This window comes from Acidobacteriota bacterium, assembly GCA_030774055.1.
Lineage (GTDB): Bacteria > Acidobacteriota > Terriglobia > Terriglobales > Acidobacteriaceae > JACPNR01.
Genome location: JALYLW010000162.1, coordinates 1 through 5,622, shown reverse-complemented (window position 1 = coordinate 5,622; position 5,622 = coordinate 1). Strand labels below are relative to the sequence as shown.

Here is a 5,622-nt window from a genome sequence, read left to right as displayed (position 1 = left end):
GTGCTGGAGTCGCCCGAGGACGCGGCCGTGCTGGAGTCGCCCGAGGACGCGGCCGTGCTGGAGTCGCCCGAGGACGCGGCCTTGCTGTAGTCGCCCGAGGACGCGGCCGTGCTGGAGTCGCCCGAGGACGCGGCCGTGCTGGAGTCGCCCGAGGACGCGGCCTTGCTGGAGTCGCCCGAGGACGCGGCCTTGCTGGAGTCGCCCGAGGACGCGGCCTTGCTGGAAGCCTTTTTCTTGGCGGCCTCTTCTTGGATCGAACTCACCGTGTTGTCGATGTGCCAGCTGTCGGCGATCACCATCGCCATCGCATCGGCCATGTTGCCGGTGTAGATCACTTCGCCGCGCGGGAACTTGACCTTGTCGCCATCCACTGCGATCAGGTCGCTCTCTAGTACCTTCACCACCTGCCACTTCGCGTCATTCGAGTTGTCGAGCAGGCGCGCGTTGCCGTCACCCCACGCGAGACCGTGCAGGCCTCCGCCGCACACCGGCGAAGGATCCCAATCGGTGCATTCGACCTTGCCCTTCTCCGGCCACACGAAGGGCGTGCCGCTGACCTTCTTGCCTTTGACCAGGCGATACGAATTCGAGGTGAGGTCCGCGCTGCAGGTGCGCAGCACAAGGACGTGTTTCGATTCCACCGCTTCCTGCGCTGCGGATTTTGCTGTTGTCTTCTTAGTCGCCATTCACGTTCTCCTTCAGTGTTTGCTTTTTGAATCGTCCCAACGCCCCGAGCCAGACCAGGGCGTCGCGGAAAGCGGTGCAGAAATCGGGGTCATCGATGCGCGCTGCCTGCCGCGTGCGCAGCTTCGGCGGGAGCATGAAGTAGCAGCTCGTGCACAGCGTGTACTTGGGCTTCTTCGGGCGCCCGCAGCGGCACAGCTCGCCGCGCCACTCCCGAATGAGGGCCAAGTCTTTGCGGGCGCGCTCGCGGTGCTTCTCAGCGTTCGTCACGCGAGCACCTCAACGATGGTGCAGTGTCCGCCGCGGCCATAGCGGACGCGCACCTTGATGGTCAGGTCAGCGATGCGCGCCTTCTGCAGTGCGTAGATGGCGCGCTGATCGAAGCACGAGGCTTCGACGCGGCCTTCCTTCGTCAACCAGCTCACAAACCACATCGGCTTGCTCCGCTTCGTTGACCAGGCTTCTACCTGGATACGCTCGATGGTCAGGTCCTCGGTGCCAGACGTCCGCAACGGTGGCGGCAGCTTGCCGACCTTGGAGTGATCGCGGCTCAGCCGGCGGCGCGCGAGCGCGCGCAAGAAGGCGGGCCGCTCTTCGATGGGACGCTTCCTTCTCATGCCAGCTTCCCCGTAGCGAGGTAGCGCTCGAAGAGCCGCTGCGCGCAGGCCTGCCCACATACCCAGAGCACGTCCGCGCCGAGATCGGTGAGTTCTTTCACGGATTCTTCATCGAATGGCAGGCACGCGAAGGCCTGTCCCTGGTCCGCGGTGGGGTCGAGGAAGATAAGGAACCAATGATTTGCCTCGCGCTTCACGCTCGCGCAGCGCATCCCGCCAGCGTGCGTTGCTTTGCACTGGTAGAGGTTGCCGTCACTCTCGCTCATGCTCCCGCTCCTTTCGCCTTTGTGCCGCACGCCGGGCACGGGCCTTCGAACTTCGGCCCGAGCTTGAGCGAGCGCTTCTGGTTCGGCTTCCACGTGATCTGTCCCATGGCGGAGAGGGCCTGCAGATGCTTGTGCGTGGTGGATATTGCCAGGCGCTGCGAGGTGGCGATCTCTCTCACCGTGGGCGCGTAGGTATGCAGCGAGAAGTAGTCCGCGATGAAGTCGAGGACCTTCTGGCGCTTCGGCGTCATGGCGAGGTGGCGCTTGAACACAACGCCTGCGCCGCGGACTCGCATGTCTCCGCTCATGCGGCCTCCACCAGCTGACTCTCTGCAGCAGTGAGGTGACGCCGGCGGACGTCGGTTGTGGTGAGCCGTGCATCGTCCATGTAGGTGACGAAGTCGGCTGGGACCTGCTTGCGCGGCGAGCCGTCGGCCGCGCGACAGTGATCGCAGTCCTCGAGGTGCTGGGACATCGCGTTGCCGCGGTAGCGACCGCTGACAAAGAGGCGCCTGCAACACCCGGTGCGCCAGATGGCTGCCATGCTCATTGCGCGCGCAGCCTCCGCGTCTCGAAGAAGTTAGCGAGATCGGTTTCCTGCGCGGAGATGAGCCGCGCGTAGCGCGAGGTGTAGTGGTCGTTCAGCTTGAATGGTTCCTCCGCGCGCTTCTCGACGTGGTAGTACCAGCGCAGGCGATGGAAGAGGGCGTCCACCGAATAGTGCGAGCGGCCGGCATCCTTCAGCTCGCGGCAGAACCGGACCAGGAGCCGATAGACCTCAGGATGGTCGGCGTTAAATTGTTCGAAGCGCACATCGATTGGGCGCGGGTCGAAAAGCGGCAGCGGGGCCGTGATGCTGTTCGGGCGGGTGCTCACGCTTCACCCCGAGAGCGCCGCTCGCGCTCAGGGTTGAGGCCGAAGCGGTGTAGCAGGACTTCCGGCACATAGTGGACGGTGTAGTTGCGCCTCGCCCAAGCGCGCAACTCCCGCGACTTCGTCCACAGCTCCTCCGGGATTCCCTGCGCGCGCACGAACTGCTCGAACGCGGTCACGGCCGGCAGATGGAGCGGTGCAGTCGCGAATAAGTTCCCGCGTTTCACCGGGCCGGCCTTCACGGAATCACCAGTTTGCCCTTCGCTGCCGCAACGACTAGCCCGCTGCCGAACACAGCGATGGCTAGCAGGATCACCGCATAGATGAGCATCTGAATGGCGCCTCGCGAGAGGATGGGACGTGGCTTACGTCGCGGGACCAGGTACAGCGGACGCCGGAACATCGGGACGCCGAACTCGTTGCGGAAGTCGCTATTTCGCATGGGGAACCTTCAGGGCACCGGCGACCTTAAGCACCGCCGCGCACAGCATCTTGGGATCGACCGCGCACCAGCTTGGTGGCGGGAAGGTCACGCCGATCTGTTTTTCTACCGCGTGAACGAAGCCATCATCGATGACAGTGAGCGACGGATCTTCGCGCAGGCCATCGGTGATCAGCGCGCTCAGCTCCCTGGCCTCGGCGGCGCGCCGAGCGTCGGCAACGATGGTTTCCCACTCCGGATGTCCTAAGAAATAGGCGTCATCCGCGAGGGCGAGAATGTGTTGAAAGAGTTGATGACCGGCGGGCTGCCGCCCATCGCTTGCAGAAGACGATGTCTGTATCTTGGGACCATGCTCGTGCACTAGCGCTACCTCTAGTGCCATCGAGCAATCTTGGTGGCGGCGGTTGGACTCGAACCAACGACCTAGGGATTATGAGACCCTCGCTCTAGCCACCTGAGCTACGCCGCCACTCTTCTTGTCGGGTGAAAACCCTCAAGGCTGGACGGCCCGACAAGCGAGCCGTGCGTGAGGTGGTCACGCATTCTCATTGTAAAAGTCCGCTTCGGACGCGGTCAAACCGAAGCAGCATTTACAATGCCCCCGACGATGAACCCGAAAGCCATTGCCACAGCCATCGCCATCATCCCTGCGCGGCTGGGTTCCACGCGCCTGGCCCGCAAAGCGCTGCGCGAGATCGCCGGGAAGCCCATGGTGGGCCACGTTTATGAGGCCGCGCGCCGTTGCGCCAGCCTTGCCGAGGTGATCGTGGCCACCGACTCCGACGAGATCCTGGCCGTTTGCAAGCAGCACGGATGGAACGCGCGCCTGACCTCGCCGGACTGCCGCAGCGGCACTGACCGGGTGCGTGAGGTCGCTCAGGCGGTGGCGGCTGATATCTATGTGAATGTGCAGGGGGACGAGCCGCTGGCGCGTCCCGAACACATCCAAGCGATGCTCGATCTGATGCGCGGACAGCAGGTCGAGGTCGCGACGGTGAAGACGCCGTGCCCGCAGCACGACGTTGCCAATCCCAATGCGGTGAAAGTCGTGACCGACCTCGCCGGCCGGGCGCTTTACTTTTCGCGCGCGACGATCCCATTCGACCGCGACGGCAGCGGAGATATCCGGTACTTCAAACACCTCGGCTTTTACGCCTATCGCAAACCGGCGCTGGACCGGTTCTGCACGCTGCCGGAATCCAACCTGGAGCGCGCCGAACGCCTCGAGCAGTTGCGCTTTCTCGATAACGGGATCGGGATATACGTGGCTGAGGTACCGTTCGACACCGTTGGAGTGGACACGGAAGAAGACCTCCAAAGGGTCGAAATGCTGCTCGCGCAGCGGTAACCGAGATACCCCCTCCCCCTCCTGGGCCGGTATATTGTTTTCAAAGAGTTACGAGCTGAGATCTCGGTTCGATCTCGGTTCGATCTCGGCTGTGCCGGCCTGTTAGACGGCACAAGTGCCGTCTCCTACCCGGCATTTTTGGCGTGGTTCTACAGGCGAATACTAAGCGAAAGTAAGTGGCGCTGTCAAGGGCTTCGTCAAGCTTTCTTTTCAGCCCAGGCTTCGGCGGCGGTGATCCGCTTGCCGACCGGCGGATGCGAGTGGAAGAGGACCTCGACCACACGCGAGGGATTGCGCTCCGACAGGTTCTGGCCGGCAAGCTTGTTCATCGCAGTGACGAACGGATCGACGGCGGGGATGTTCGCCCAGCAGTAGCGGTCGGCCTGGCGCTCGTTGAAGCGCGAGTAAGCGTTGAGCAGCGGCAACAACAGCAGCGAGAGCACGCTCGAGACCAGCAGCAGCAGTGGGATCCCGGCAAAGTCACCCAGGCTGCGCAGACCGAACCACTCGCGCTCGACGATCGCATAGCGCAGCACGCGGTCCGCCGCCCAGAATCCGAAGAGCGTGATGCCGGCCTGCACCAGGATGCTCTTGAAGATATGTTTGTGGACGTGGTGGCCGAGCTCATGCGCCAGCACCGCCTCGATCTCGTCGCCGGTGTAGTTCGAGAGCAGCGTGTCTGCCAGGATGATGCGCCGCGTTGCGCCCAGCCCAGTGAGTGCGGCGTTGGCTTTCTTGCTTTTTTCGGAGAGCTTCCACTCGTAGACGCCGCGCACGCGCGTGCCAGCGCGCTCGCTCAGCTTGACCAGCCGCTGCTTGAGCGCTTCGTCTTCCAACGGGATGAACTTGTAGAACAGCGGCAGCAGCAGCACGGGGGCAAGCTGCGCGAAGATGACGAAGAGTCCCATGACCACGACCCACGCGATGAGCCACCAGAAGTCGGGCGCGTACCGGATGGTGAAGTAGATGAGTTCGAGCACGACCGCGCCGAGCACCAGTCCGACCAGCCACTCCTTGACCTGGTCCCGCAGCCAACTGCCGAGTTTCTGGTTCGACAACTGATAGCGATGTTCCAGCCGGAAGGAGTAGAAGTCCAGCGGCAGGCCGATGAGCTGGCTGATGAGCGTGAGCATGGCGACGTAAGCGAGCAGGGCGAGGGCGTAGCGCTGTCCGGTGAGATCGAAAGACCAGTCGCGCAGGCGGTTGGTCCAGTGCAGGGCGAGCAGCAGCGCCAGGAAGGCCGCGCCAAGAGCAACGTCAGCGACGCTCAGCCAGCGGCGGATGCGGTTGTACTGCCGCGCCTGGGCGGTATCAGGCTGCGGCTCATGCAGGGGGAGAGCCATGTAAAGGGCATTGTAGATTGCAGAAGGCAGATCACAGAATGGCAAAGGC

At 63.5% G+C, this 5,622-nt stretch carries 12 protein-coding genes and 1 tRNA gene; 1 reads left to right on the top strand and 12 read right to left on the bottom strand.

The genetic code is table 11. From position 1 onward, the window contains the following. The 11 genes from M3P27_13470 to M3P27_13420 all read right to left on the bottom strand — a co-directional run. The coding region (locus M3P27_13470) for a hypothetical protein (GenBank protein ID MDP9269315.1) at positions 1-686 on the bottom strand (686 nt) is incomplete at its 3' end. After that, on the bottom strand, positions 676-954 hold the full coding sequence (locus tag M3P27_13465; GenBank protein MDP9269314.1) for a hypothetical protein: 279 nt from the start codon (positions 952-954) through the stop codon (positions 676-678). The genes M3P27_13465 and M3P27_13470, both read right to left, overlap by 11 nt. Next, the gene (locus tag M3P27_13460; protein ID MDP9269313.1) at positions 951-1,301 is read right to left on the bottom strand and encodes a hypothetical protein; all 351 of its coding nucleotides are present in this window, start codon (positions 1,299-1,301) and stop codon (positions 951-953) included. Before M3P27_13460 ends, M3P27_13465 begins: the two co-directional genes overlap by 4 nt. Next, complete coding sequence (locus M3P27_13455) at positions 1,298-1,567, bottom strand: hypothetical protein (GenBank protein MDP9269312.1); 270 nt, start codon at positions 1,565-1,567, stop codon at positions 1,298-1,300. The genes M3P27_13460 and M3P27_13455 overlap by 4 nt, the downstream gene beginning before the upstream one ends. Beyond that, positions 1,564-1,875 carry a hypothetical protein gene (locus M3P27_13450; protein MDP9269311.1) on the bottom strand — a complete coding sequence of 104 codons (312 nt, stop codon included), beginning with the start codon at positions 1,873-1,875 and terminating at the stop codon, positions 1,564-1,566. The genes M3P27_13455 and M3P27_13450 overlap by 4 nt, the downstream gene beginning before the upstream one ends. Beyond that, positions 1,872-2,117: a hypothetical protein gene (locus M3P27_13445; protein ID MDP9269310.1), complete on the bottom strand. Its 246-nt coding sequence runs from the start codon at positions 2,115-2,117 to the stop codon at positions 1,872-1,874. The genes M3P27_13450 and M3P27_13445 overlap by 4 nt, the downstream gene beginning before the upstream one ends. Next, a complete protein-coding gene (locus M3P27_13440) occupies positions 2,114-2,443 on the bottom strand; it encodes a hypothetical protein (GenBank protein ID MDP9269309.1) in 330 nt (109 codons plus the stop codon). Before M3P27_13440 ends, M3P27_13445 begins: the two co-directional genes overlap by 4 nt. After that, a complete protein-coding gene (locus tag M3P27_13435; GenBank protein MDP9269308.1) occupies positions 2,440-2,682 on the bottom strand; it encodes a hypothetical protein in 243 nt (80 codons plus the stop codon). The genes M3P27_13440 and M3P27_13435 overlap by 4 nt, the downstream gene beginning before the upstream one ends. Beyond that, on the bottom strand, positions 2,679-2,882 hold the full coding sequence (locus tag M3P27_13430) for a hypothetical protein (GenBank protein ID MDP9269307.1): 204 nt from the start codon (positions 2,880-2,882) through the stop codon (positions 2,679-2,681). The genes M3P27_13435 and M3P27_13430 overlap by 4 nt, the downstream gene beginning before the upstream one ends. Next, entirely contained in the window at positions 2,872-3,243 is a 372-nt protein-coding gene (locus M3P27_13425) for a hypothetical protein (GenBank protein ID MDP9269306.1), read from the bottom strand. The genes M3P27_13430 and M3P27_13425 overlap by 11 nt, the downstream gene beginning before the upstream one ends. A 31-nt stretch (positions 3,244-3,274) precedes the next feature. Next, positions 3,275-3,351 (bottom strand) — tRNA-Met (locus M3P27_13420). 126 nt (positions 3,352-3,477) lie between these two features. Here M3P27_13420 and kdsB point away from each other — a divergent pair. Further along, the gene (gene kdsB, locus M3P27_13415) at positions 3,478-4,230 is read left to right on the top strand and encodes a 3-deoxy-manno-octulosonate cytidylyltransferase (GenBank protein MDP9269305.1); all 753 of its coding nucleotides are present in this window, start codon (positions 3,478-3,480) and stop codon (positions 4,228-4,230) included. Between the two features lie 197 nt (positions 4,231-4,427). Here the strand turns inward: kdsB and M3P27_13410 are convergent, their stop codons facing one another. Further along, positions 4,428-5,573, bottom strand: a complete 1,146-nt coding sequence (locus tag M3P27_13410) for a M48 family metallopeptidase (protein MDP9269304.1) — start codon at positions 5,571-5,573, stop codon at positions 4,428-4,430. Positions 5,574-5,622 lie beyond the last annotated feature (49 nt).